The sequence below is a fragment of the Porphyromonas sp. COT-108 OH1349 genome, from assembly GCF_000768755.1.
Lineage (GTDB): Bacteria > Bacteroidota > Bacteroidia > Bacteroidales > Porphyromonadaceae > Porphyromonas_A > Porphyromonas_A canoris.
In genome coordinates this window covers 127,798-151,546 of record NZ_JRAH01000034.1, presented here as the reverse complement: position 1 = coordinate 151,546, position 23,749 = coordinate 127,798, and the positions used below count along the sequence as shown (strand labels likewise).

16 protein-coding genes and 1 pseudogene are annotated in these 23,749 nt (G+C 42.2%); 10 read left to right on the top strand and 7 right to left on the bottom strand.

Annotated features, from left to right (window positions below; translation table 11 throughout):
• Positions 1 to 491: 491 nt before the first annotated feature.
• The 7 genes from JT26_RS08485 to JT26_RS08455 form a co-directional block, all read right to left on the bottom strand.
• The gene (locus tag JT26_RS08485) at positions 492 to 1,718 is read right to left on the bottom strand and encodes a DUF4857 domain-containing protein (protein WP_036848823.1); all 1,227 of its coding nucleotides are present in this window, start codon (positions 1,716 to 1,718) and stop codon (positions 492 to 494) included.
• Between the two features lie 36 nt (positions 1,719 to 1,754).
• Complete coding sequence (locus JT26_RS08480; protein WP_036848820.1) at positions 1,755 to 2,435, bottom strand: hypothetical protein; 681 nt, start codon at positions 2,433 to 2,435, stop codon at positions 1,755 to 1,757.
• 11 nt (positions 2,436 to 2,446) lie between these two features.
• On the bottom strand, positions 2,447 to 3,337 hold the full coding sequence (locus tag JT26_RS08475) for an ABC transporter ATP-binding protein (RefSeq protein WP_036848817.1): 891 nt from the start codon (positions 3,335 to 3,337) through the stop codon (positions 2,447 to 2,449).
• Between the two features lie 69 nt (positions 3,338 to 3,406).
• Entirely contained in the window at positions 3,407 to 4,996 is a 1,590-nt protein-coding gene (locus JT26_RS08470; protein ID WP_036848814.1) for a DUF6850 family outer membrane beta-barrel protein, read from the bottom strand.
• Between the two features lie 88 nt (positions 4,997 to 5,084).
• Positions 5,085 to 6,533: a DUF4876 domain-containing protein gene (locus tag JT26_RS08465; RefSeq protein WP_036848811.1), complete on the bottom strand. Its 1,449-nt coding sequence runs from the start codon at positions 6,531 to 6,533 to the stop codon at positions 5,085 to 5,087.
• A gap of 43 nt (positions 6,534 to 6,576) precedes the next feature.
• Complete coding sequence (locus JT26_RS08460) at positions 6,577 to 9,333, bottom strand: carboxypeptidase-like regulatory domain-containing protein (protein WP_081966425.1); 2,757 nt, start codon at positions 9,331 to 9,333, stop codon at positions 6,577 to 6,579.
• Between the two features lie 1,134 nt (positions 9,334 to 10,467).
• On the bottom strand, positions 10,468 to 11,580 hold the full coding sequence (locus JT26_RS08455) for a TlpA disulfide reductase family protein (protein ID WP_036848805.1): 1,113 nt from the start codon (positions 11,578 to 11,580) through the stop codon (positions 10,468 to 10,470).
• A gap of 225 nt (positions 11,581 to 11,805) precedes the next feature.
• On the opposite strand from JT26_RS08455, the gene JT26_RS08450 reads away from it, so the two are divergent.
• The 10 genes and pseudogenes from JT26_RS08450 to fic all read left to right on the top strand — a co-directional run bounded on the left by JT26_RS08450 (position 11,806) and on the right by fic (position 23,748).
• Positions 11,806 to 14,007 carry a P-loop NTPase fold protein gene (locus JT26_RS08450; protein WP_036848802.1) on the top strand — a complete coding sequence of 734 codons (2,202 nt, stop codon included), beginning with the start codon at positions 11,806 to 11,808 and terminating at the stop codon, positions 14,005 to 14,007.
• 335 nt (positions 14,008 to 14,342) lie between these two features.
• Positions 14,343 to 14,906 (top strand): annotated as a pseudogene (locus JT26_RS11110) (ADP-ribosylglycohydrolase family protein).
• A gap of 104 nt (positions 14,907 to 15,010) precedes the next feature.
• The gene (locus tag JT26_RS08435; RefSeq protein WP_152567015.1) at positions 15,011 to 15,532 is read left to right on the top strand and encodes a hypothetical protein; all 522 of its coding nucleotides are present in this window, start codon (positions 15,011 to 15,013) and stop codon (positions 15,530 to 15,532) included.
• A 448-nt stretch (positions 15,533 to 15,980) separates the two neighbouring features.
• Positions 15,981 to 17,141: a Fic family protein gene (locus tag JT26_RS08430; protein ID WP_036848794.1), complete on the top strand. Its 1,161-nt coding sequence runs from the start codon at positions 15,981 to 15,983 to the stop codon at positions 17,139 to 17,141.
• 150 nt (positions 17,142 to 17,291) lie between these two features.
• Positions 17,292 to 17,516 (top strand): helix-turn-helix transcriptional regulator, encoded by a 225-nt coding sequence (locus tag JT26_RS08425; protein WP_036792834.1) that lies wholly within the window; start codon positions 17,292 to 17,294, stop codon positions 17,514 to 17,516.
• Positions 17,513 to 17,848 carry a HipA N-terminal domain-containing protein gene (locus JT26_RS08420; protein ID WP_036848792.1) on the top strand — a complete coding sequence of 112 codons (336 nt, stop codon included), beginning with the start codon at positions 17,513 to 17,515 and terminating at the stop codon, positions 17,846 to 17,848. Before JT26_RS08425 ends, JT26_RS08420 begins: the two co-directional genes overlap by 4 nt.
• Positions 17,838 to 18,776 carry a HipA domain-containing protein gene (locus JT26_RS08415; RefSeq protein ID WP_036848791.1) on the top strand — a complete coding sequence of 313 codons (939 nt, stop codon included), beginning with the start codon at positions 17,838 to 17,840 and terminating at the stop codon, positions 18,774 to 18,776. Before JT26_RS08420 ends, JT26_RS08415 begins: the two co-directional genes overlap by 11 nt.
• Positions 18,777 to 18,855: 79 nt before the next feature.
• Positions 18,856 to 21,627 carry a type I restriction endonuclease subunit R gene (locus JT26_RS08410; RefSeq protein WP_036848790.1) on the top strand — a complete coding sequence of 924 codons (2,772 nt, stop codon included), beginning with the start codon at positions 18,856 to 18,858 and terminating at the stop codon, positions 21,625 to 21,627.
• Between the two features lie 15 nt (positions 21,628 to 21,642).
• Entirely contained in the window at positions 21,643 to 23,190 is a 1,548-nt protein-coding gene (locus JT26_RS08405) for a type I restriction-modification system subunit M (RefSeq protein WP_036792041.1), read from the top strand.
• Between the two features lie 6 nt (positions 23,191 to 23,196).
• A complete protein-coding gene (gene fic / locus JT26_RS08400; RefSeq protein WP_036848788.1) occupies positions 23,197 to 23,748 on the top strand; it encodes a protein adenylyltransferase Fic in 552 nt (183 codons plus the stop codon).
• Position 23,749: the final 1 nt, after the last annotated feature.

Sequence of the window (23,749 nt, the reverse complement as noted above, 5' to 3'; positions counted from 1 at the left end):
ATTTGAACAGGAGGAAAAAAGCTCTGAAAGCTTAATAAACTCATAATAAGAACAATATAGAATTTTCAAAACTTGAGAAAAATTTTTTCTTTGGGCGTCTGATCGCTCTCTCCTGAGTTAACAAAGCAAAAATTAAAGCCATTCAAATGTAAATAAAAACTAATCCAAAATCTAAGACAAAAATGCTCTTTTTGTAGAGAAAAACGCTAACTCTCTAATAATCAATAGCATCAATAAAATTTCTAAACACGTTAATCGAATCCGGTAAACGTGTTTAATGAAATCACTAAACGTGTTCATTGAAAAATTAAACACGTTAAGCCGAAAGAATATGCTCGTTGAGAGACGATGTTTTCCTTTTTCATTATTCTCTTCTAATAAAAAAGTCATCGGTCAAGAAAGAATAATTTTTCTTGACCGATGACTTTCCGGAAACACTCCTTTTTGAGAGTTCCTTGTGAACCACTAAAGAGCAATCCGACAAAGAAAATTTAAGATCTCTTTCCCAATAATATCAATGCCATGAAGCCATAAATTCCGGATAATAGAATCAGGGCGGAAGATAGGGCTAAGAGTGGTAAGGTAACTCGCTTTCTACACCGGATGAAATATATCAGAGCCAGGAGAAGAGAGAGTGCAAGGGTGTAAAGATTGCCGAATTCGCCCCTCGGATAGATGTGTGTACTCTCTCCCGAAGAGAAAGTAAGACGAAAAGGAAAAAGGATTTTGCCGATCTGCTCTACCCTGTCCGTCTCAAACTTGATCGTATGACTCGCCACCTGATTGCCACTTTCGGTCTCTATGGCAATAAAGGAGACGCCATCGTTTTGCTGAATACGATAAGTAGTGTAGAACATATTCCCTATTGCCATCCAGCCTTCTTGGGTGTGTTTGAGTTTGGGTAGATCCACCTTCTGAAACGAGTATGGCTGATGCTTCAAGAAGTAGAGTGCTCCATCTTCGGTATAGATGTAGGCGAGCTTGGAACGGTCTGTAAATCCGCACAGCTCCATATATAGAATCGGAGCAGAAAGGTTCTCTGTGGCAATTTGCTCCAAATAGGGTTTTCCCTCTACCTGCTTGAAGTGAAAGAGAGAACCTTTGGAGTCGAGCAGGAGATAACCTTCGTCATACTCCTTTCGAGCGTTTCCGTCACCGGCTGTTTTGTATATGGGAAATGAGATATTGGAGTTCAGAAAAACGGAGTTGAAGCGTTCGTTCTTTTCTTCATCAAGGGCATTTGTTTTGCCATTGATGAAACAAATTTTGTTGTTCCTAAATACAAAAATATCTTCTGCCGGATTAAGATTGACACGTCCGGAGGCACTTTCGATCAGCTGATAGGCTTTTGGAGGTGTCCTATTTATATCTTTAGGCGAAAATCTGTGAATAAAGTTGGTGGCTCGGACAGCCTGGAAGTTGATCTTTCTACCCAGCAGTGTGTCCGGAAAGCGATTATCCGCGACCAGCTGTCTTGCATAAAAAGTGGGGAGGATGCTGTCGAACTCTGCCTCCGTGTACTCTTTTGCCCCGTCTATGGTACTTCTGAGAAGTTTATCGTCCTGCACTTCGGTCTTTACGAAAGTCTGTTCCACTTCACTGTACAGAACGAATGGGACTTTATCCGACCGAGTAAAAAGATAACCATAGAGCAGTGGCAAAAAATAGCTCATCAGCAATATGGCAACAGGTATGAGTATGAATCTTATATATTTCATGATGATACTAAGTCTTTTTTGAAAGATACAGGAACACTAATAGACATATCCTCTCCTGAAACGATACACTGCATAGAGAGGCAAAAGAGCCGTAAACAGGAGAATAGATGAAAGCACAACCAACATTCCAATTGTGTAGGCTTCGGGCGCGGTATCCAAAAAGAAGAGACTCTGAAGCCCCACAGAAATAAGAAGAGCTATAGCTCTCATACGCATATTACCTTCGAGAATGATCCAAGAGGTGAGAAAATAGGAAGAAAAACCACCCATACACCAGGGGATAAGAGAATAGAGAATGCGCCCTAAAAGCTCTGAGGGAAGATACATTCCGTAAGAAACAGCAGATCCCAAAAACAATAATAGAACAAAGAACAGGATAAAACTTGCTCCATAAGCCAACATATAGTAAGTGCTTCTTATGTCTGAAAGAGGCAGGTGAAGTGTCAGCTTGAGTCTCTTTTGCAGTACTTCCGGAATCATTTGAGCAGTGGCAAGAACAAATCCAAGAATCATCGGAATATATCTGAGGCGATCCACAAAAATGGCATCCCTCTCCAACATCACGCCCCATAAGTGAGCAACATCCTGTATGCGCAGTGCTCTATGAAAATTGTACAGTGTATAGAGAAGAAAAAGAAGAGCGGCAAGGAAAAGAACCACAGTGGTTACCCTGGTTTTAATCCACTCTTTATAGAGTAAGGAACGAAATAAATTCATCTTGTTTTGTGTTAATATTTACCGGTAAGACCTATGAAGATATCTTCCAATGAGAGGTTACGCTCTTCTTCTACTATGACCCTCTCTCCTCCGGAAAGGGTAGTAAGAAGCGGCTCTATCTCTTGAGAGGGTAAGAAACTAAAGAGTTCGACCCGCTTACTTAACAGCCTCGACGGCTGATAAAACGCTTCATGCTGTGGCAGATCGTCATGATGCCACTCAAAGGTATAGCGTCTGAATCTCTCCATAAGCTCGCCGACACTCTTCTGTACAATGATACCTCCATATCCCATTACGATACAATCGTCTATGAGTCTCTCCATATCCTGTATGATATGGGAGGTCAGAAAGATGGTTTTCTGTGTTCCTGCGGTGTACTCTTTCAGTATATCGGTAAAGAGTCTGCGGTAACCGGGATCCAATCCGAGCGAAAAGTCGTCAAGGATAAGCAGGTCCGGCTCTTGAGCCAATACTACACCAAGGGCCACTTGAGAACGCTGACCGTTACTCATTGAGCCTATGGTCTGGCGAGGATTGACCTTTAGTCTGGAAGTGAGTGTATGGTATATCTCACTACTCCAAGCCGGATAGAATGCGCTGTAAAAACGCTCCAACTGCTCCATACGCATAAAGTTGTACTGAACGTGTCCCTCTATCAAAAGTCCTATACGGGCTTTAGTAGCAGGAGTAAGTCTGTGACACTCTTCTCCAAAAATGGTACACGATCCGGAAAGAGGCTTCAGGTAACCATTCAGAATGTTTATGGTTGTCGTCTTTCCCGTTCCATTCTTTCCCAATAATCCCATGATTCGTCCCTGAGGAACAGAGAAGTTGAGATTTTCGTAGATGATACGCTTGCCGTAAGCATGGGATAGCTGCTTACACTCAATAACATTAGACATAAAAGTGATTGAAATACACGATAAGTGATGAACTTTGAATACAAAAATGTGTTGGGAGTCTTCGGGCAGTTAGAATGAATATGCAATGTTGCACGTTCCTTCGAGAGTCTGTCCTAATCCTCTCCAATGCAAAATCTGCACTGTTCCTCCCAAGACCACAGCATTTTGTTTTTTCGCTCCGACCGGTAGCCGAAACTCTTGTTGAAGAGCATAAGCATCATCCGCTCCACGCCTAAAGAGCAGACGATCTCGCTCTATTATATATGTGGGCTGCTCTTTATTGAGCTTCTGTTCATGTTGTCCGGAGATAAGATGCCTGCTTCTGAACATTGTATGGCTGTACAGTGTCTGGTTCCGGTTCTTCCAGCGCAGACTCAATACCGGAGAAAGGCTGCTTTTATCAAAGGATGAAAAAAGAGGTTCACTAAGATGACGAGCATTAAAGTGCTGTTTCTCGTAGTCCAGTGATGTGGAAAAGATGCTGTTTTGAAAATGTTGCAGCCACTTGATTCCGGCAGTTAGATCATACTGAGACTCGGCATAACTCTGCTGAGAAGCGACTAATACCGGTTTAGTCAAAGAGCTGTATTCGTCTATCTGAACCCTCTTGTAGATTCTCTCTTCTCCCTCTTTGGTTTGTGTTGTGTATGTTCCGTGCAGGGATAGACGGGATCTGCTCCAAGACCAAATATCTGCCTGAAAATCGGTACTGATGCTTCGCCCTCTAAGTTCACTGAGATAAACACCGGCGTCTCTCGTCTCTAAACGGGAAGATGTTCGGAGGTAAGAGAACCCGAGCAAAGCATTTCGGGAAGGCAATATCCATGCTCCCCGTCCGGAAAGAGCCGTGTATTTGTGGCGGTAAGCTCCGTTATCATTTTTCCCTGAATACCTGAAGTTGTACTCTCCAAGAGGTCTCATGATATAAATGAGCTGGGATGAATGCGGCACCAGAACACTATAACTGAGTTGCTGTATCTCCTTTTGTATTACCGTTCCTGCCGTTAAGATGCCGAAACGATTAAGATTCAAACTTACAGAAGATGCGCCATCAACGGTGGAAGATAGATTTTGAACTCGCGGATCTTTCCTGCTATACCGAATCTCTCCTTCGTATCCGGCAGAAAGACCGATAGAAAAAAGACGATTCAGTTTATATCCTGCATCAAAAGAGAGAGTATAGATCTCGGAGTTTGCATTCTGCCTTACGGTATCCGCTATAATGAATGGATAGAAACGATCCGAGTGATTGCTCAAATTGTGCGATAGCTCTTGCTCTCTCTTTTTTCTGAATTGTGCCATTCCTCTCAAGGAGAACAGCCTGCTATCTTTTGCTCCTTGAGCAAAAAGAAGATAAGAATCTTCCCTCTTTGGAATAGAAGATAAGATGCTCGGATAAGAGCTTTTTGAGATATAAGAGACTCCTACATCGGATGGTTTTCCCTTAGGAGCAAAAACAAGAAGAGAGGGCAGCCGGAGCTGCTCACCCACAAGATAATGCAGAGAATCGCTTCTCCAAGTCCAATCAAGAGTAGACGGAAGAGAGGCAGAACTCCTCTGCTGACCTGAAACCTGAGATACAGATGAAACTCCCAGTAAGACTGACAGCAGTAGAAATATTATTCTTCTGTTTGGATGAACGAGTCTCGGCAATACCATATCTTTTTTATTTAAGCCAAGTCCACCTCTTCCCTTTATTTGGAAAGAGGTGGCAGCTCGATGAGTTAGTTAAATAGATTATCCCGACTTACAGAAGAGAAGATGGTTTATCTCTTTGAAAGTCATTCTTAGAGTCGTTGGTATCTACGCATACAACGCGATTGTCCTTGTTTGTTGTCTTACGCTGTATGGTGAATCCTTTACCTGTCTCGGAACAGAAAGTATGAGACTTATCCACAGACGATGGCAATGCTTTTGTTATACCGTTTTCAGCGTTGAAAAGTTCCACACCATCCAATATCCAAGAAGTAGGAATTACAGGTCTCTTAATGGGAGGAATAGTAGGATTAGGGAATGGGAACATCTTTGCATGCTTCTCAAACAACTCCTCCTTGCTCATGTTCAACTTGAAGATAAAGTAAGATGTAAAGCCTCTTGAGTGCAAAGCTGTAATAGTTCTACTCGTTTTGAAAATGATCTCCATGTTAGGAACATCAGGATTGTCTGTTAACTGATAAAGATCATTAGGCTCAAACCACTCGAAGTTTGCTTTCTTCGACAAGTTCGGAGCATTGCTTGCAATCTCATTATGATTCTTAGCCTCCATACAGATCACAATCTCCTTACCCGGTTCCACAGGATACTTTGTCCCATCTCCCGGTATCATGAATGCAAAGTCTGCGACAACTTCATTAGGCAGATATTCACGATACTTATCACTTGAGATCTTAGTGTTTGAAGCAGTCCCTACAAAAACCAGCTTATCTGCGTATAGAGTTACATCCGAATTGTTACGGAGAATAAGGTAGTGCGCAAAGTTATAAGACTTCTTTGTCTCATTATTTGTGGCACCACTGTAAAATATCTCACTTATCACAAATGTACTACCTGTATGGCTAAGCAACATATCCATTACGATATTATCACTCTTCGGAGTAATAGCCACGTTGGAAAGTAAAGCTGTGTATGTGTATGTTGTTTTAACGCTACCCTCTGCCGTGATGTCGTACACACCATAAGGGATTAGCTCTTCTACCTTCTTATCTCCCTTGATACCTGTTATTAGAATCTCCTTGCCGGTATCCTTGTTAAGGATTTTAAGCGAGATGTTATCCAAGATATTCTTATCCCCTTCAGGCATTCTGAAAGAAAAGTTTACCGCAACGGTATTTTCGGGTATTTCTCTTTTAAGATCGATGGAAAGTTCTGTCAGCTTTTCTGTAATAGCGAAGTTTTCAATGGCTGCACTATACTTGTGTTTAGCATCTTTGCTTCCTTCTGCGCTGATATCATAGTTGCCAAGCTGAAGTTTTACTGTCTGCTTCTCGTTGCTTTTGAGATTATTCAGAACAATCTCCTGATTTGTGCTCTTGTTTACAAACTTAAGCGTTACGTTGTCAAGGTTACCCTCAACATTTTCGGGAAGAGTAAAAGAAACAAGAAGATTCTTGTAAATAATCTCTTCGTGGTCTTTCTTACATCCCACTGTTGCTAAAGCTATCAGCATAGCAACCAAAAGAAATTTAATCTGTTTCATGAATTTTGTTTTACAGTTTATGATTAAAAGATTAGTAGTTCATTTATAGACGTAGCCGGATCTCGCTTCCAAAGAATGGAGTACGCCATGCCTGGTGTGTTGTTTTAAGGTTAGACTCGTATATCGGATCGTAAGTGATCAGATTGTTTACATAGAAAGAGACCTTCAATCTCATTCCTATCTCTTTCGTCATTTTCAGATTAAGAGAAGCAGAGAGAGGTTCTGTCCAGCGTTCAAACAGATGGTTCGGTACCGGGATAAAGAGTCGCTTCTGCAACGGAGCGTTTTTATCGAGCGTACTTCCCTCATGTTGTTTTCCATACTCATCTACCCAATATACCGGCATTCCGCCATAAGGCAAATCTTGTCGAGCAGTAAACCAAATCGTCTGAATATTGCAAGAGAATATCATCTTAAGGTAAGGGATGTGAGTATCTGTACGTACAAGAGTATGAAGTCTCTCGGTATCCGTATCATTTCTCCCTTCATAGAATCCTACGTAAGGGTAGCTCCTTCCATTGAATATTTCCGAAGGTCTGTAAGCGGTAGGCAGACTATTACCATAGAGAGTCTTATACCATGAACCTTGTACCGTGATGTTGGTCTTAATACTCTCTATTCTGGGAAAACGAAGCAGGTACTCCACTCCCCTTTTGAGCACTTTGATGCTGTTGTCGGGAGTAGAATATCCGGAAGTCATATCTATTCTCTCCTTGTTGAAAAGATCCAGTGTGGGCTTTCCCTCTCCCACTACACCGTCATAGGTGTATCTGTTGTATGGCGTATAGGCAAGTTGTGTGCGATTTTCAAATCCGGCAGTAGTAAGATGTCTGAACAGATTGATGCTCAACTCTGCCTCTTTCCAAGTCATATTCACACCAAGTTCAAACTTATCCTCTCTATTCGGGCGAAGCGATCTGTTGACACGATCCACCACATAGGTACGCACCCATAAGAGTCTGTTTTCCGGTTTCTTGTGGTAGTAGTTGGCCTCTACAAAATCCATGTATGCCCTTTCCGGATAGAGGTATCCTAAGGTTGGCATCTTCAAATGACGCCCATATCCTCCGAAGATACTGCTTCTAAAGCTCGAGCCTGCAATCTTAATCTCCGGAGCTGTAACGGATATCTGCGCTCTCGGCTCTATCAGAAATCGTTCGGAAAGATAGCGGTCTGTATTCCGGAGAGCTAGCTCTTGAGTGGCTCTTAATCCTGCACGAACCTCTCCTTTCCACCCGTTTCCGAAATAGTGCCTAAGCGTCTGCTCGGCAAAAAGAGCAAGGGGAACCCTTGCAGGAATATCCCTATATGCAATGGGACGAGAAGATAAAGAAGAACCGGGATTAGGAGGCAAAAGAGGATCGTAGACTGCTCCCAAGCCGAAGTTTTTCTCGACACGCAGCTCCGCACCCAGCATCAGAGTACCACTCCACTGCTCACGCATAAAACGATGAGTGGATCTTACCTGAGAGAAAAGCTCGAACGGTCTGCCATCTGTCTTGAATACAGAGAAATATGTCGGCGGAAGATAAGCCCCTTCACCCTCTCCGGTCTCTTTCAGTATAGGCTGTACAAGTGTGCTTTGAGGCGATATGTATCTCTCCTGATCTACTAAATCGTGAGTATAAGAAAGAGACAAAGTACCTTCTATCTGCTCTATAAGATCTGTCTGAGGATGAAGAGAGAAGCGTCCGTTCAGTGCGAACCGGTCGTAAGTGTTACGATAAATCTCACGAGAAGTCATGATCTCCGGATCAAACTTCTTCTGATCCAATGTACCCGTATAAGCAAAAGACAAAGAGGTATTAGGCTTCCACTCTCCTCGTCCGGAGTATGAATGTTTAAGAAGTGCCGTTATACGGCGATAGCCCGATATGGGACTGACGATATTGCCCAAAGAGTTTGCGTAGTCCACTCCTCCGTAGAAGTTGTGTTCCCTGTTCAGGTTATACCCTTTGCCCAAAGAGAAGAGTTTGGTATAGGGATCGGCTTGAGCTCTGATCTCCCAAGGGCTTCGTCCTACTTTCGTATTCAGGACAACCACTCCGCTGGTGAGGTTTCCATACCTCACGGAGGGGATTCCCTGTATCACTTCTATACTCTCTATATGGTCTATGGATATCTCTCGGAGGTCTATCCCTCTGTTCATGGTACTTTTTTCGGACAGGGCTTGATTATGATTTCCCATCCCTTGCAGGTTGGCATCATTGGATATAGGAGCATCGTCCAACACGATAGCCGTTCCCAAAGCACTATTTACGGAGTTTCTTGTCTCTCTCATCTGAATCTGCTGAACGCCCCTAAGTCCCGGATTACGCACGAGACCTCCCGGAGTGAGAAGGAGAGCATCTTGCAGTCCGGTCGGCTGCAGATAGTCGAGAGCCGTTTTGCTGATTTTGGTATGCCCTGTCTGTTTGGTGGATCTTCTACCCTGTACCTGAACGCCCTCCAGAGCATAAGAGGAGGGATGAAGCATAAAGGCAACCTCTTTGTCACCGGCAAGCGTAACCACAGACTCGTGAGACTTGTATCCCAAATAGGATATCCGAAGCGTGTATCTCTTATTTGGCTGGAACAGACGTATCTGAAACCGCCCGTCCGAGCCCGTTCTTAAACGCAGCTCCAACTCCTCAACCTCCACTCTTGCCATGGACAAAGCTGCCTTCGTTTCGGCATCCAAGACGATCGCCTTAAAGATATGGGAAGGCTTTGCTACCTCTTTTTGTTCAGCAGCAACACTCACGCCACACCATACAACAGAAGCGAGAATAAAAGCCCATAGCAGATACATACTTTTCATCAGGGCGAATTTAGAAAGAGTTCACATGGTCAAAAATCACAACATATAGGTAAAATCCGACCTAAAATACCTACATATAACTATCCCCTTTACGCATCGGACAACAGAAAAAAGCATGAGACAAATCCCCTTACCAATGAAAAAGTCTTTCCCCAAAAACACAAAAACAGATCAAGACTTCTTCCTCCGGGATGAGCGGGCACATATCTCTGAGATAGGAAAAGAGAAACAGGAAGAGAAAAACGGAAAGAACAGATTTATAAATAGGCACAGGATAAATCCCTGCCATAGGGAATAAAAATAGTATATCTCCATAGCAATCTTAATAGTATTTATTCTCCTTTTTTGGGGGCTGATTGAGCAGACTTTTCAAGGGAGTTTTTATATAAAAATGAAGTCAGAAAAAGCTCCGAAAAATGCGAATCTCTCCACACCTTGTTACAGATCAGAAGTGAACAATAAGCCATAAATCACTCATAAACAGCAATATATAAAAATATCGTATTCGAGAACTTTTCTCCTCTCGGTCGGATTTAGGGGCTGTTTTTGCGTTAATTGGTGTAAAATTCAATACGCCCATGTGTAAACAAAACCTAATACACTTTTGCGTCTAAAATGGGCAAAAAAGAGGGTGAAAACCTCAAATCACTAATTATCAACACCATAAGTAAAAATTCTAAACACGTTAATCGAATCCGGTAAACGTGTTTAATGAAATCGCTAAACGTGTTCATTGAAAAATTAAACACGTTAAGCCGAAAGAATATGCTCGTTTAGCGTTTTGAGTGAACAGGTATCGGAATTTTTGTCAATAAAACGGGGAGATTTTAACAACTTGGTCATGCTCTGAAAACACCCCCTCCGAAGCAAATAGAGAGAGGATAAAAAAGTGAGTATTTTCCGGGATGGAATATATAAAAATGCTCTTCTAAAAAGGGCTGAAAACAACATCGCTCAAGAGAAAATAAATTCACTTGAGCGATATTATATTTAAGCCCTTTCTTATATAAGAAGTATGCTTCTATTTGAAAGTCATAATCACATCATTTCATCCTTATCCAAGACTGGCGTCATCACAATGTTTTCACTACTACATCCGGTCCAATCCGTTTGAAGCATACCATCAAAGAGCTATTACAGCTTACCTCCGTTTGCCTTCAGAGCCTCTTCCAAAGCCACCTCAATGGCTTGTCCGCGAAGTCCGCGCTTTACAATCTTGCCTTGTGGATCTATAAGCATGATATAAGGAATACCCTGAACACCATAAAGAGTTGGAGCTTCTTCGCTAAGCATCTGTGACCAAGGGATCTCCATATCTCTTACAGCGATCTTGTGATCCTCTACCTTGTCCCACACAACTACTCCGAGGATTTCAAGTCCAAGAGGTTTATACTTCTTGTAGACCCCCATCATTCTCGGCATTTCCTGTCTACACGGCGCACACCATGAAGCCCAAAAATCCACTAAAACATAGTGCCCCTTGCCTACATATTCGCTAAACATCTTGGATACCCCATCTGCATCTTTTCCGGAAAAGTCGGTAAACAGATTTCCTTCTTTCGTTTTTTCTGTATTCTCTATCAGTTCTATCTGAGCCTTAACTATCGGATAGTTCTTAACGTAATCTCCGGCAAAAGGAATGAACCTATTGGCTAGTTCCGGTTTTTCAATGATTAAACTTGAACAATGGCTCCAAATATAAGCTCCGACAGGATCGTTAGGATGCTCTTTAAACATCTTTACGGAGTAATCCATGACCTCATCCTGATAAGCCACAATGCTTGCCTCTTGCAGGCTATCAATATTCTTGCCGATAAAGATAGAGTCATGGTCAAAAGAGTCGATATACTTCATGGTCTTAATCTGAAGCTCTTCAAGATTAGACAAATACTCAAAAAGAGCCTCGTTAAGTGGTGTCCCTCGACCGGAAACATCTGCAAGATTCAACGAGATCTCTCCTGATTCCAATATCGCTGGAGCAAAAAAGCCACCATGATCTTGTTCTATATTAACAATGGAAATACTGTCAATTACCTCTCCTTCAAATCTGAACGAATTGTTTTCTATCTTGGCACTATCCAATATTCTGTTTTGAGTATCGTACATATAGATATACTTCCCGTTGGCTTCTGCCACATCGGGTATAGTACCCTTTATGAAATACTTATCGGAGATTGTCTTTTGAGAGCATGCACTCCCCAATACAACTGCAAGAACAATGCTTGCAGCAAAAAAAATCTTCTTCATGTAAAAGATGTGTTAGGTTGTCTATATTTCTTACACGTAAATCTGCTTCTAAAAGTTTAGCTGTTAGAGGATAAACAGATCGTATCATCACGCAAATATAAGGATAATAGCTAACAAACGGCACGACCTTAAAGAATAGCAAGACAAGCAACAAGAATATTAAATATATAATACATATATTTGCATACGTACTATACCTGCAAAATATCAATAAGAAATAAAGCTATGACAGATCATGAGAATAAGACTCCGCTTCAAGGCATAGGAAAATGTCTTAAAAGGACACAGGAATGTCTTAGGCTTACATGGGAGTGTCTAAAAAAAGATATATGTGAATGTCCATATACATACTTCAAAACCATTTTCTTCTTTTTTCTCTTAATTGCTATCTGGCTTGGATTTGAAGAGAAATGGCTCTCTTTATTTGACAACTACATTGGAGGTTGGCTACATCTACCGGGCCACTGGAGCATTAAACTGGTCATTGGATTTGGGCTGTTAGGTCTCTCTCTGCCTTTTTACCAATGGTATAAGAAGTGCTACCAAATAACTCCAACAATATGGACACTTTTAATATTCTGCCTTGTAGTGCTACTTAGATACCATATTACTCCAAGCACACAGTACAATCCACAAATATTCCTTGGTTTTCTCACTTATTTTAATCTGATTTTTATTGTTTTACTACTATTCTTTAGCCTTCTATTAGTAAATCGAATTAGGATACAAGCAAAAAAACATGCCAATAAGTTAGAAAATAAAACAATCTCTTTATGGCAGATAGATGAACCAATAAAAGAGGATGAAGAAGATGTTTATTATTGGAGAGAGGATACACAAAAACTCATAAAAGAGATGGATGCTCTTTCTCTATCGGAGTGTGCTTTCAAAATTGGGATAGTAGCTCCTTGGGGAGCGGGGAAAAGCTCATATCTTAACTTACTAAAGAAAGAGTTAAAGACAAAAGACTACATCGTAATAGACTTTAATCCTCGAAATGCAAAAGAATGCCTATCTATCCAAGAACTTTTCTTCCATACCCTGTCCGAACAACTCAAACAGTATCACTCCGGACTCTCTTCCCTATTTCAAAAATACATGTTGGCTCTACAACTAATATCTCCCGATGGATGGCTATCCAGATCACTATCTGCATTTAGAGAATTAGAAAGAAAAGAGATACGAAAAGAGTTGAACGCTACTATTAAGGATTTACCCTTTAGAGTTGTAATCGTAATAGAAGATCTTGATCGATTAGTCCGTGAGGAGATTCTGGAAATATTCAAACTCTTAGACACAAGCGCATCTTTCCCCAATACGATATACATAACAGCTTATGACAAAGAGTACTTAAAATATTTATTCCATAGTAAAAAAACTTTTCATACAGACTCTCCCATCTTTTCAGATAAGTTTTTTGATCTTGAATATCCTATACCTACTATCTCTTCGAGAGTCCTTATGGATCATTTAGAAAAACTCGTAATAGACAAACTCTCTTTGGATGAAAATAATGGGATAATACGGCAGAACAGTTCTTTATTCTCTAAGTATCTTAACAATATGAGAGATATCAAAAGATACGTAAATCTTTTAGTAACAGACTATTTTCTTGTGGATAAAGAGATCTACACCAGAGATTTTTTACTAATATCTCTAATCAAATACAAGAATTCGGAAATACATAGCAATATATATCGAGATCGCACAGAAAAAATTGTAATAGAAGGATATGAAGAATACAAAATTAAAAGTGATTATGACGGGATTTTTCTCGATATTATAAAACTATTATTCCCTCCAGATTCTAGTATAAACTCTATCGAAGATGAAGAAAGTCCTAAATTTTTAAAAAGTAAAAAGGTCTTCAGAAAATACTACGAAATGCATTCAAAGCCCTCTATTTTTATTTATAACATCATTGACTTGATCAAAAATAGAGACATAATAACTGTAATGGAAGTAATCGACAGTCTCTTTAAAAAGAACTCCTCTTCACTTAAAGACATAAAAGATGTAGTAAATTATTTTGAAACAACAGAGTTAAACGCCTTTACATTGAGATTCACATTGTTCTTTCATCTAAGAGCATTATTGTATCTGTATTCAAGATATCCAACTGATCAACTCATATATAGATTTTGTAGCATATTTTTCAGCAACATAGATGGAGGTAAGAGTATTCAAGAAAAAATAATTTTTAAACAGGGAAATACCAAAAATGGAATGAGAAGGGAGATAAAAAACATCTTATCCGAACACCCCAATTACTATGTAATAATAGAAAAACTATTAGAAATAATAAGTTCAAGAAATGAGTTTATTACCTTCAAAGATCCATTATTAACATCCGAAGAACTTCAAGAATTAAGAATGCTTCTCAAAAAACATCATAGAATTAATCTAAAAACATCTAAAAGAACATAGGCATTGCATATACATTTTAGATCTTCTGCTGATCTAACTTAATGACTGAAGACTATAATCAAAAGAAAATGATTTAACCTTGTTAGGCTCAATAATCGGCGATATACTAGAAAGCATCTACGAATTTGATAATATTTGGACAAAGGATCTTCCTCTATTCTCAAATAAAATATCTTATACGGACGACTCCATCCTAACCATTACTACTGCCGATTGGCTTCTGAACGGAGGAAGTATTGCACTACTATCTAAAATATGCTCTAACCGAACCTCTTCCCATGGGCAACTACGGAGCAATGTTTGCCAAGTGAGTAGATAGAGCCAAAGAAGGAGAGATGAAACCTTATGGCAGCTGTGGCAATGGAAGTGCCATGCGTGTAGGTCCGGTAGGATGGGTGGCGGAAACAGAAGAGGAAGTATTAACTCTTGCTAAGCTGTCTGTCGAATGTACACACAACCACAAGGAAGGTATCAAAGGTGCTCAAGCTGTTGCCTTGGCTATCTACATGGCACGTAAGGGAAGAAATAAAAATGAGATAAAAAGAGCAATAGAATCCAACTTCAACTACAACCTATTCATGTCTGTATCAGAACTGAACAAGCGTTATTCTTGGTACGGTATTGACAACAAAGGCAATGGTGGCACACGCTAAAATAGCGTACCTCAAGCCATAATATGTGCACTTGAAGCAGAAGACTTTGAAGATGCCATCCGAAATGCCATATCCATAGGAGGAGATTCCGATACCATCGGCTGTATTTGCGACTCTATTGCAGAATCTCTTTATGGCACCCCTTATGACTTGTACGTAACAGCATTCTCCTACCTGCCCCAAAGACACCAAAAGATAATAGAAGAGTTTGAATCCAAATATGGTTCAGGCAGAAAACAAGAGTAAACCTTTCCAAGTCCTATGGCACATATCAAGGGATATAGACGGTATCGGGTTGATAAAATTCGTATCTTGGAACTCACAGCAAGATCTCACAACTCTTCACAACAATGAAAGCGAAGCTCATACTCCTTCTCATCCTCCTCCCTATATCGTGCCGACTAAAGGCGCAGACAAGCCCATTCTTCAACTTTGAAGACGTGTATCACGAATCTTTCATTGGCATCGGCTTTGGCACACTGAAAATGCAAAAAGAGATGGCACCTAATCTCGGTGTTGCCCTAAACATCAATCTTTGTGGTGGATTGATCAGTTACATGATCGGGCTGCCCAGAGAGCAACACCCCTCTCGCTTAGGAGAAAAGATCAAGACTAAAGGAACACTTCTTCACGCCGGTTATCAGATCCCTATACACGACAGATTCCGAATTGCTCCGCTAATCGGCTACGCCTCATTCCGAAAATATGGCACTAATCTTTCTGAGAGAAAGAGAGACTTCGACTTCGGAGCGATGATGATCATAGACCTCAAGCACCTAAACCTGTATGCAACATACACAAGATTTGGATTCTACGCCGGATGCTCCATTGATGTAGGAAAATATCTTCCACGAACTTTCCCTCTGTGGTAACTCAAAAACGTTACTTGCCGATGCAATATATTTACCTCTCTGTCAATTAGGCGATTAGCTTTTTAATCGGCACAAACACCCCTCAAATAAATGGAAAAACAGTTTTATCTCACTGTTTTATAAGGGTTTACATACTTGTGCCGCATAGCTTAGTTCTCTGTCTTTCAATCTCCTTTTGGGTTTTGTGTTCTGTAAATCAATAGATTACAACACCTCCCATTTGTGCTCAGCACGCTTGCTCACTGCAAAAGTACCTATTTTGGAGCATATCAAAGCAAAATGATGCAGGGAAAATATTATAATCCTCCCCATTGGATATAATTCCTCATTTCTCTGAAATAATATCCCCGAAAAGGGGCATAATAGATTTATATTCCATATATTTGCCACTGATAAGGTATATAATACTTTTTCAGAAGAATTCGAATGCCAAATCACAAGTAAGTAAATGAATATGGGCAAAAGCTATAACATACCTACATTGCCTCTCACCTTTGATGTAGAGAGCAAAGAGATATTACGACAGGTGAACAAGGCCAATCGAGCTTTGGCGGAATTAAAGGGGATAGCAGCAACAATTCCTAACGAAGCGATACTGATTAGCACCTTGACCCTTCAAGAGGCAAAGGATAGTTCCGAAATAGAGAATATCGTCACAACGCAAGATGATCTCTACAAAGCTGAGATAAATATAGAGAAGCAACTTATAACAGCGGCTACCAAAGAGGTCCTTAGGTATCGAGAAGCTTTACAGCGAGGATTTGAATTGGTTAGAAAAGATGCTCTATTAACCAACAGCAGAATAAAGGATATTCAAATGCACCTTGAGGGAAATAGAGCAGGTTTTCGTTCACAAGCAGGGACAATGCTAAAGAATAGTCAGGGAGAAACCGTTTACACTCCACCTCAAAATATAGATGATATAGAGAGGTATATGGCAAACCTTGAGGCTTTTATCAATAATCCTGAGATGTGCGAAGTCGATCCTCTAATCAAGATGGCGATTATACATCATCAGTTTGAGAGTATACACCCCTTCTATGATGGTAATGGACGAACGGGGCGTATTATCAACGTGCTCTATTTGGTGATAAATGACTTGCTTGACTTGCCAATTCTCTACCTGAGCAGGTATATTACTCAAAATAAATCGCAGTATTACTCCTTGATTCAAGCTATTAGGGATAAGGGCGAAGATAACTCGTTGGAGTGGGAAGAATGGATCCTTTTCATTCTTAAAGGAGTCGAACAAACGGCTCGCGACACCATTCGATTGGTGCAGGGTATCTCTAAACTAATGCAGGAGTATAAGCAGATTCTGCGTCCACTATTTGGCAAGAACTATAAACACGAGTTGCTCAACAATCTATTTTATCATCCTTATACTAAAATCGAGTTTATGCAGAGGGACTTGATGGTTCAGCGTAAAACGGCTACTAAGTATTTGAATATGATGGTCGAAGAGAGAGTTTTAATTGTTGTAAAGATTGGAAGAGAAAATTATTACATTAATCATGCTCTTATGGGCTTGTTTCTTAATCAGGGTTCTGCATTACCACGACAAGATGAAACGATAGAATCGGTGACAGATAATCAATCACCTTTATGATGTGTACCTGAAAAGCCTTTTTCGGGTACACATTTTCGAAATATGTACCCCAAAGAGGCAAAATGGGTACATATCCTTGGGACGTGTACCCGAAAACGGCATTTTGGGTACATATTCAGAGTATGGGACTTCAAGTAATTGATATAAATGATGCAAGCGAGGACAATCATAGCGCAGTACGTGAAAGAGATGCGCAAGAAATATAAACTGACGCAGGTAGACTTATCAGAGAAAGCAGGAGTAGGACTACGTTTCATTCGTGAACTGGAGCAAGGCAAGACCACACTTCGCCTTGATAAAGTCAACAAAGTATTCGAACTCTTCGGCTCAGAGTGTGGCCCCGTGCCGATAAAACGAGAAGGAGATGAAGTATGAAACAGGCTATTGTTTACTGGAAGACATTTAAGGCTGGGATTCTCACAGAAAGTGATGAGGGCTATTCCTTTGCTTACGACAAGGACTATCTGACTATGCCCGAAGCTCAAGGCATAAGCCTAACAATGCCTTTGCGAGAAGAGCCTTTCCAAAGTAATACTCTTCATCCATTCTTTGACGGACTTATCCCAGAGGGATGGCTTTTAGACATAGCCCAAAAGAATTGGAAAATAGAAGCAAGAGATCGAATGGCTTTACTGTTGGCTTGTTGCCGAGACTGCATTGGGGCGGTAAGTGTTGAACCTCTAAATACGGCTGAAGATGAAGAATAAATGCCTATACTGCTACGAACCTTTGGTTGATGGAGAGGTGGATTACCATGCAAAGTGTTGTCGTAAATTGTTTGGGACAAACCAAGCGCCGATATTGCCTTATACAAGTAGTGAGGTACGAGCATTGGCAGACGAGGTTGTTCGTTCACAAACCACAATTACAGGAGTACAACCCAAGCTATCTCTTGATTTTGATCAGATGAGCCATTTCCCCAAGCGATTTACCATTGTGGGCTTATGGGGGCGATTTATTCTTAAACCTCAAACAGAGCATTATCCGCATCTCCCCGAGCTGGAGGATGTATCGATGCACCTTTCTGAGATTGCCAAGATAGAGACAGTTCCTCATGGACTGATGCGATTCAGCGATGGCGAACTATGCTACATCACTCGTCGCATAGACCGAACAGGGCAAGGGGAAAAGCTCCCAATGGAAGATATGTGTCAGTTGTCAGAGCGTTTAACGGAGTATAAATACAAAGGCTCACACGAGCAGATAGCCAAGCTGATCTCCAAGTATAGCTCTGTGCCGAAACTTGATCTTGTCAAGTACTGGGAGCGGGTACTCTTTTCGTGGCTGATAGGTAATGCCGATATGCACCTCAAGAATTACTCGCTCTATGCTCCAGAGGGGAACGAATATCAACTTACTCCAGCCTATGACCTGCTGTCTACGGCACTTGTTATTCCTGAGGATACAGAAGAATTGGCACTGACCCTCTGTGGCAAAAAGCGCAAACTCACTCGCCAACACTTCCTCGAAGCGATGACAGCCTCTGGACTGGATGATAAAGTGTGTGACAATATTTTCGCTCGCTTCCAACGTATCCTCCCCGAATGGAAAGCCTGCATCCGCCAGAGCTTCCTCCCTGAGGATATGCAGAGGCAATACATCGAGCTTATTCATCTCAAGCTCACTCAAATTTAAGATTATCCCCAATCGCATTACTTTTGCACATGAGAGTAACTTAGTGCGTATTTAAACTCCTATTACTAAGCTTAAACATATGGCTAACCTCGTACAGTCCGAAACTGCATTAGAGAAGGGGCTCTTAGAGACCCTAGAGAAGATGAACTATCAGAGAGTAGTTATTCCTGATTTAGAGGCGTTGCACACAAATTTTCGTGAGCAACTCTCCAGGCACAACAATGTAGAGCTCTCCGATGCAGAGTTTAATCGCATCATGATCCATCTAGAGGGTGGCAGTACATTTGAGAAAGCCAAGAAGCTACGCGACAAGTACGAGCTTCTGAGAGAGGACGGCACGATCAAGTATATTGAATTTCTGAATAAGCGAGATTGGTGTAAGAATGAGTTCCAAGTAGCGAACCAAATCACCGACCTCGGCAAGACACACAGCCGCTATGATGTGACGATTTTGGTCAATGGCTTGCCCCTCGTACAGATAGAGCTCAAGCGACGAGGTGTAGAGCTCAAAGAGGCTTATAATCAGGTTCAACGCTATCACAAATCTGCTTTTACGGGGCTTTTCTCTTACATTCAGATTTTTGTTATTAGCAATGGCGTGCATACGCGCTATTTTGCGAATAATCCGAATAAGGGCTTCAAGTTTACTTTTCAATGGTCGGACAGGGCTAATGTGCATACCGACCGATTAGATCACTTTGCACATCACTTTCTAGAGCGATGTGTACTAGGTAAGATTCTCGCCAAATACATAGTCCTACATCAGAGTGATGAGGTGCTTATGGTGCTTCGCCCCTATCAATATTATGCCGTAGAGGAGATTCTCTCGCAAGTAGAGAATACCAACCACAATGGATATATCTGGCACACGACTGGTTCGGGCAAGACTCTGACTTCATTTAAGGCGGCAGAGCTTATCGCAGAGCTTGCCGAGGTAGATAAGGTACTCTTCGTAGTAGACCGCCACGACCTGGATGCACAGACCAAGAAAGAGTACAATGCCTTTAGTCCAGACTGCGTCAAGGATATAGAGGATACGCGCACGCTGGTCAAAGAGCTGACAACCTCTACTAATAAGCGCATCATTACTACCATTCAGAAGCTCAACAAAGCAGTCTGTACAGATAGGCACCGCAAGGAGCTGGAGAGTGTCAAGGACAAGAATATCATTCTCATCTTCGACGAATGCCATCGCTCACAGTTTGGCGACATGCACCGCAACATTACGGGCTTTTTCTCTCGTGTGCGTTACTTCGGATTCACGGGCACACCTATTTTCTCTCAGAATGCCAATGACAAGCGCACTACGGCGGATATCTTCGGCAAGCGTCTGCATACCTACATGATTAAAGATGCTATTGCAGACGAGAATGTACTCGGCTTCTTGGTGGAGTATTATGGCTCTTGGACGCGCAAGACTGAGGACGGCTCAGAGATAAGGCGCATAGACACTCGTGAGCTTTTGGAGTCTGATACCAGAGTAGAAAAGAATGCACAGTTCATCATAGACAATTACAATACTAGCACCTATGGCAAGGACTTCAACGCAATGCTTGCCACAGGAGGCATTCCCCTACTATTGAAGTATTATGACACCTTCAAGCGACTCGGGACGAAGCTCAAGATTGCGACCATCTTCACCTATGTTGCCAATCCCGACACAGAGGACGAGTACACTGGGCAGGATAAAGGTTTTGCGGATAGTGAGACCACGCGCGACAAGCTGGAGCATATCATGCAGGACTATAACAGAATGTTTGGGACGAACTTCGCTATCGATACCTTTGCCGAATACTACGACGATGTAGCCGAGCGAGTGCGCTCTCGGCAGATTGATCTACTTATCGTGTCTGATATGTTCCTCACGGGCTTTGATGCCAAGACTCTCAACACTCTCTATGTTGATAAGAACCTCAAGTATCATGGTCTAATCCAAGCCTTCTCTCGTACCAATCGAATACTGAATGAGAAGAAGAAGTTCGGCAAAATCGTTTGCTTCCGCAATTTGGCGGAAGAGGTCGACGAAGCTATCCTGATGTATAGCGATGAGAATGCTCTGGAGTATGTCAAGATGAAGCCTTACACGGTCTTGCTAGAGGAGTTTGAGGAGCAGGCTAAGGCTTTTACCGATAGATTTGGGCATATTCGCTCTATAAGCGACTTCCGAGACGAAGAGGAGAAGCATCTTTTTGTCATGATGTTTCGCCGTTTGCTCCGCTTGCTTACTCAGATGCAGGCTTACAATGAGCATCAGGAGGAAGAGCTTCCGCTCAGCCCTCAACGAGTAGCGGACTGCAAGAGCGTTTATCTCGATTTAGCCAATTCGATAGTGCCGCACACGCCTACTGATACCCCGACGAGTGTCCTTGGCGATGTAGACTTTGAGCTGGAGCTCCTACGCCGAGACCTGATCAATGTCCATTACATCATCGAGCTCTTGAGGACGCTAAGACCACAGGAGGACAGTTACCCAGAGAAGCGTCGTGCCATCTTGGAGGTTGTAGAGCAAGACCCTGTACTACGCCCCAAGCGAGAGCTTATAGACGAGTTTATTGCTTCCACTATCGACTCCTCTGATGACTTCGACCCCTCGCAGATAGGAGAGGACTTAGATGCGTTTTTTCTGCGCAAGCGTACAGAGGCTGTGCATAGCTTAGCTGAGGAGGAGTCTGTTAGTAGTGAGCTACTCGATACTTTTATAGAGAAGTATGATTATCTAGACATACTGCAAGACGAGTTGATTACTCAAGCTGTTGCAGAGCTAAAAGTAAGATTTATGGAGCGTAGGGAGAAGAAGAATAGGATTCTCTCACGCCTAAAAGATATTATCTCCCTATTCAACCTAAAGTAACACCGATATAAGACAATGAGCGAAGAACAGAAGCGCATACTCAAGGCTCAGCTCTGGGCAATGGCAAATGATATGAGAGGCAGTATGGATGCTGCCCAGTTTATGAATTACTCTCTAGGGCTTATCTTCTACAAATATCTCTCTGAGCGTATCGAACTCTTTTTGGCTGGCGAACTATCAGAAGATAATATCACTTTTGCCGAGGCTTGGAACTCGAACCAAGAGGATCTAAAGGCTGGATTGAAAGAAGAAGCTATTACCCAGATTGGCTACTTCATAGAGCCTCAATTCCTATTCTCCTCTATTGCCGAGCGAGCTGGTCGGGGCGAATTTATCATTGAGGACTTAGGCCGTGCGTTCGACCATATTGAAGACTCTACACTAGGTGCGGAGAGCAAAGATGACTTTCAGAATCTCTTCGATGATGTAGACCTAACCTCGCAGAACCTCGGAAAGACCGTAGACGAGAAGAATAGACTTATCTCTAAGCTTCTCCTTGCTCTTCGAGATATTGATTTCCGCATCGAGGACGCAGAGATTGATGTCCTCGGCGATGCCTACGAGTATATGATTGGCGAGTTTGCCGCAGGAGCAGGGAAGAAAGCAGGCGAATTCTACACGCCCCAAGAGGTGTCGAATATCTTGGCGCAAATAGTAACTGTACATAGCCCACACCTCAAACATGTTTACGACCCTACTTGTGGTTCTGGCTCACTACTCCTACAGGTAGCCAAGCTCGCTGGTATCGGTGATGTGCGTATCTATGGGCAAGAGAAGAACCCCAAGACCTACAACCTCGCCCGAATGAATATGCTCCTGCATAATGTTCGTTTTAATCGCTTCTCGATTATGCAGGGCGATACGCTAGAGGACGACCTTTTTGGAGAGGAGCAGTTCGATGCCATCGTAGCGAATCCTCCTTTTTCGGCTAAGTGGTCGGCTGATAGCTTGTTTCTCAAGGACGAGCGATTTAATAAGGCTGGCAAACTTGCACCATCGTCCAAGGCTGATTATGCCTTCATTCTACACATGCTCCATCACCTCAATGATGGAGGTACTATGGCGTGCGTAGCTCCGCACGGCGTGCTATTCCGTGGTGCTGCCGAGGGCGTTATTCGTAAGTATCTCATCGAGACACGAAACTGGATTGATGCTGTCATTGGCTTACCTGCAAACCTTTTCTACGGAACAGGTATCCCGACTTGCATTCTTGTCATGCGCAAGTGTCGTCAGGAGAACGATGCTATTTTATTCATTGATGCAAGCCGAGAGTTTGACAAGGTCAAGGCACAGAACAAACTTGCTCCCGAACACATCGCCAAAATAGTTGAAACCTACCGCACCCGAACTGAAATAGAGCGTTATAGCCATGCTGTAACCTTGGACGAAATCCGTGCAAATGACTACAACCTCAATATACCTCGCTATGTCGATACTTTTGAGGAAGAAGAAGAGATTGACATACAAGCCGTCATGTCCGAGATTAAGACCTTAGAGGCTCGCCGTGCAGAGCTCGATAGCCAAATCAATGTATATCTGCGTGAACTCGGACTAATCCAGTAAAAGACTATGACGACGAACCAAATAGATGCCCTGAGCCTTGAGCGAGCCTTTGAACTATTCCGTTCGGGAGCAATCGAGCGAATCGAGGTCGGTACCTTTCGGGGACTTTCTCAGATACACCACGCTCTATTCGCTGGGCTATACGACTTGGCAGGCAAACTGCGTACACTCAATATCGCCAAAGGAGGTTTTCGATTTGCTAATTGTATGTACCTCGAGGCTATTCTGCCAGTTATCGAGCAGATGCCCGAGCAAACATTTGAGCAGATTATTGCCAAATATGTCGAGATGAATATCGCACATCCCTTTATGGAGGCGAATGGGCGAGCTACACGCATTTGGCTGGATATGATCCTCAAGCATAGACTTGGACGAGTAGTTGATTGGTCTCAGGTAGATAAGGATCTCTACCTACAAGCTATGGAGCGTAGCCCAATCAATGACTTAGAGCTGAGAGTACTCCTACAGCCAGCACTCACTGATAAGGTAGATGATAGAGAGATGATATTCAAAGGTATTGAGCAGTCCTACTATTACGAAGGCTATAAAAGACAGTAGA

Bases quoted from the DNA above. Each gene is read 5' to 3' on its own strand.
- JT26_RS08415 (WP_036848791.1), top strand. From the start codon at position 17,838: ATGAAGAATAAATGCCTATACTGCTACGAACCTTTGGTTGATGGAGAG.
- JT26_RS08435 (WP_152567015.1), top strand. From the start codon at position 15,011: ATGAAAGCGAAGCTCATACTCCTTCTCATCCTCCTCCCTATATCGTGC.
- JT26_RS08480 (WP_036848820.1), bottom strand. From the start codon at position 2,435: ATGAATTTATTTCGTTCCTTACTCTATAAAGAGTGGATTAAAACCAGG.
- JT26_RS08420 (WP_036848792.1), top strand. From the start codon at position 17,513: ATGAAACAGGCTATTGTTTACTGGAAGACATTTAAGGCTGGGATTCTC.
- JT26_RS08485 (WP_036848823.1), bottom strand. From the start codon at position 1,718: ATGAAATATATAAGATTCATACTCATACCTGTTGCCATATTGCTGATG.
- JT26_RS08455 (WP_036848805.1), bottom strand. From the start codon at position 11,580: ATGAAGAAGATTTTTTTTGCTGCAAGCATTGTTCTTGCAGTTGTATTG.
- JT26_RS08475 (WP_036848817.1), bottom strand. From the start codon at position 3,337: ATGTCTAATGTTATTGAGTGTAAGCAGCTATCCCATGCTTACGGCAAG.
- JT26_RS08450 (WP_036848802.1), top strand. From the start codon at position 11,806: ATGACAGATCATGAGAATAAGACTCCGCTTCAAGGCATAGGAAAATGT.
- JT26_RS08470 (WP_036848814.1), bottom strand. From the start codon at position 4,996: ATGGTATTGCCGAGACTCGTTCATCCAAACAGAAGAATAATATTTCTA.
- JT26_RS08425 (WP_036792834.1), top strand. From the start codon at position 17,292: ATGCAAGCGAGGACAATCATAGCGCAGTACGTGAAAGAGATGCGCAAG.
- JT26_RS08410 (WP_036848790.1), top strand. From the start codon at position 18,856: ATGGCTAACCTCGTACAGTCCGAAACTGCATTAGAGAAGGGGCTCTTA.
- JT26_RS08430 (WP_036848794.1), top strand. From the start codon at position 15,981: ATGAATATGGGCAAAAGCTATAACATACCTACATTGCCTCTCACCTTT.
- JT26_RS08465 (WP_036848811.1), bottom strand. From the start codon at position 6,533: ATGAAACAGATTAAATTTCTTTTGGTTGCTATGCTGATAGCTTTAGCA.
- JT26_RS08405 (WP_036792041.1), top strand. From the start codon at position 21,643: ATGAGCGAAGAACAGAAGCGCATACTCAAGGCTCAGCTCTGGGCAATG.
- JT26_RS08460 (WP_081966425.1), bottom strand. From the start codon at position 9,333: ATGAAAAGTATGTATCTGCTATGGGCTTTTATTCTCGCTTCTGTTGTA.
- fic (WP_036848788.1), top strand. From the start codon at position 23,197: ATGACGACGAACCAAATAGATGCCCTGAGCCTTGAGCGAGCCTTTGAA.